2 protein-coding genes and 1 pseudogene are annotated in these 3,055 nt (G+C 53.7%); all 3 read left to right on the top strand.

Going from position 1 to position 3,055, the window contains the following annotated elements; genetic code table 11:
- Window positions 1-384: 384 nt before the first annotated feature.
- Window positions 385-1,146 (top strand): alpha/beta hydrolase, encoded by a 762-nt coding sequence (locus tag BSG17_RS25735; protein ID WP_089828189.1) that lies wholly within the window; start codon window positions 385-387, stop codon window positions 1,144-1,146.
- A gap of 1,178 nt (window positions 1,147-2,324) precedes the next feature.
- Window positions 2,325-2,495, top strand: a complete 171-nt coding sequence (locus tag BSG17_RS27410; protein ID WP_160113956.1) for a hypothetical protein — start codon at window positions 2,325-2,327, stop codon at window positions 2,493-2,495.
- Between the two features lie 200 nt (window positions 2,496-2,695).
- Window positions 2,696-3,055, top strand: a pseudogene (locus tag BSG17_RS25725) (TFIIB-type zinc ribbon-containing protein); the annotation flags it as partial.

Here is a 3,055-nt window from a genome sequence, read left to right as displayed (position 1 = left end):
TCGCCATTGAAGAACGAGAGAAGCGAGATCGTCCGAACAACTTTATCGCCAGCGGTGGTTAGTTGAGCCAGCAGAATTTCCATAGGTGAACTCAGCCTCTGAGTGTTGCACGCACTTTCTGACAGCAATTGGTGAGGTTTCTGTGGCCGTGCTGAACTCACCGCGCGTATCGGTCACAGTGTCTCCACAAACACACTTCTCGGATGGGACTTCGGAGGTCACTCGACTGTGAAGTCCACGAGCGATTGCGAGTGTAGCGATCGGTGTGTTCGAAGCGTTACAGACGGCTCTAATGAAAGTGACCCCCACCGGGAACGGCGAGCGGCAGAATTGGGTGGCTAACCGAACAGATGCTGTTTATATGCATGCTACATTCTTATAGATATGAATCGGTGGAAGCAAGCAATTGCCGTCGTGTTTGTGGTATTGATCGTCGGGAGTGGCGGTGCCGTGCTCTACTTTTCGATGCCGTATCACGGACCGGCGTCGTCGGTCCAGCAGGTTCTAGACGACCCTCAAGTGACCGTTACGACTGAAGCCGGCGTACACGTTCTCACCCCGGCGAATACCAACTCGACTATTGGGTTCGTGTTCTATCCTGGTGCTCGTGTCGCACCGGACGCGTATTATAGTACATTCGCACCGGTAGCGACACGGACGAATATCACGGTTTTTATTCCGGAGATGCCACTCAACTTTGCGCTACTCAATACCGATGCCGCCGAGAGAATTCGGTCTCAGCATCCCAGTATCCAGACATGGTTCATTGGTGGTCATTCACTTGGGGGCGTTGCCGCCTGCCAGTACGCCAGTTCACATGACGTCCAAGGGCTCGTCTTGTTCGCGTCTTACTGCAACGTAGACATACGCGACGAGCCATTCACCGTTCTCAGCGTCACCGGGAGCGCAGATACTGTTCTGAATCGTGAGAACTACCAGGAGGCGAACACCCGATTACCGCCCACCACGACGAGCCACGAGATCAGAGGAATGAACCACACACAGTTTGCGTCGTATAGCGGACAGCGTGGGGATTCGCCTGCGCCACTCTCATATGACGAAGCGCATCAGCGCCTCGCTGACGTTCTCGTCCCGTGGCTGACGAACCAGTCAACACCCGTTGCGAGTGTTGGCGGCAACTGGTGACAGTGAAAATCGAACTCTGCGTGCTGCATACACGCTCTGAGTGTTGCACACCGCTTCTGACAGTGTTCGGTGAGGTTTCTGTGGCCGTGCTGAACCCAGCGCGCAAGTCGGTCACGACAGAATGCTGAAATGCGTAGGACGAATTCATACAAGCAATGAGTGAAATTAGGAACATCGGCAAAATCTCAGTCCGAGCAGGGCTGTTCGTCGTTGGTGCATATCTCCTTTCGAGTGCGCTTTTCTATCTGTTCGCAACGCTCTTTATCTTCCGAGACTCCGCGATACCGGCGTTGTTTCAGTTTTCAGAGTCTATCGGTCTCGGTGCCAATTCGTATTTGCTATTCTCGTACCTTCTCGGTATCCTCGTCAGTTATGCGTTCGTCTTCCGAGGTGGAATTGGGTTGCTCCGTTCTCGCTTAGGTCGATAGAAGCCACTTGCTCTTCTGCATACACCCACTGAGTGTTGCACGCCACTTCTGACAGCATTCGGTGAGGTTTCTGTGGCCGTGCTGAACTCAGCGCGCGAGTCGGTCAGATTAGAATGCGTGTGATTTCTCAGAGGAACGTGTTCGTATGGTTCGTAGACCCTCGATGAGTAGCGTGATACCGAGGGCAAGCCCGATCGCGATTGGTGTGGCATTTATGAGGAAATCTGAGAGTGATGAGCCACCACTCAGCCACCAAACGACAATCGGTTGGCTGTAGGTCGAAAGTAATCCACATCCCATGGTTAATGCGATTCTGGCTGCCACTGTGGGCGAGGCGATCTTTTGTGCGATGCTATAACCCACAAGTGACCCACCCAAAGCAGATAGCGGGAAACTGAGAAGCAAAATGAAAGCCGGGCCACTGGAAGTGTTGATAACTAAGAGAGGAGCAGCGGCTACCAGAATCAAGCCTACAGCGAGTACAATTTGGCGACGTGAACAATTCATACCATTGATAGTATTGGTTCGGATATAAACCATGTGACCATGAGCATAATCGGTGAAAATCAAGCACTGGGTTCTGCTGAATACACTCTCTGTATGTGTCACACCACTACTGACAGCGTTCGGTGAGTTTTCTGTGGCCGTGCTGAATACAGCGCGCATATCGGTCACTTCCAGAAGTCACAGATGCGAATTAGTTGTGCCCGATTTCGGCAATATTATGCAAAGTGGAGCCTACCACATGATATGACTCCCCTCCAAATGTTCGGAATCAACCCACTCGGTAGTTTAGTGCTGGCACTCATAGTCCCGTTCGTAATCGTCCTCTTTGGGACATACTTAGGGGTCCTCGGGGCGCTACAGACGTTCTTCGGTGAGTCGTCGTGGCAGGACGTCTCAACCGTTGAGGAAGAGTGAAACGCTCCCCCGCCACCCGCCGATGCAGTGAGGGTGGTCAATTGACTCTGATAGTTAGTGATAGACACACCCTCTACGTTCAGCAGACTACTTCTATCAGACTCTGATGAGTTCGACAAGACCGCACGGCTGTTTTTCTGCCCCTGAGGGGTGAGGGGCGCAAGAGATTCACGACTCGTCTGGTGTCCCTCGTGAGTACCATGGCAACGAGAGATATCTACGAGACGACCTTCGACGAAGACGTCCAGCATGAGTCCAGTTCGAACAACTGTCCCGAATGCAACGGCCACGTGGCGACCAACGCGGTAGAAACCGTCTGTGAAGACTGTGGGCTGGTCATCGCCGACCAGCAGATCGACCACGGCCCCGAGTGGCGCTCGTTCGAAGACGACGACAGCAACCGCGAACGGACAGGCGCCCCACTCACGATGGCCCGTCACGACCGAGGCTTGTCGACCACGATTGGGCGCAGAACCGATGGGAAGGGGAGGGAGCACGCTCTCTGGGTCGAAACGATGTCAGCTTGCCCGGATGCGGCGTGAACACAGTCGTGGCCGGTT

This window comes from Halogranum amylolyticum (assembly GCF_900110465.1).
Classification (GTDB): domain Archaea; phylum Halobacteriota; class Halobacteria; order Halobacteriales; family Haloferacaceae; genus Halogranum; species Halogranum amylolyticum.
The sequence above is the reverse complement of the archived record's forward strand: the minus strand, read 5'-3'. Positions and strand labels throughout refer to the sequence as shown.

What these genes read in the sequence shown, in the direction of transcription:
- BSG17_RS25735 (WP_089828189.1), top strand. Translation starts at nt 385, where the DNA reads ATGAATCGGTGGAAGCAAGCAATTGCCGTCGTGTTTGTGGTATTGATC.
- BSG17_RS27410 (WP_160113956.1), top strand. Translation starts at nt 2,325, where the DNA reads ATGACTCCCCTCCAAATGTTCGGAATCAACCCACTCGGTAGTTTAGTG.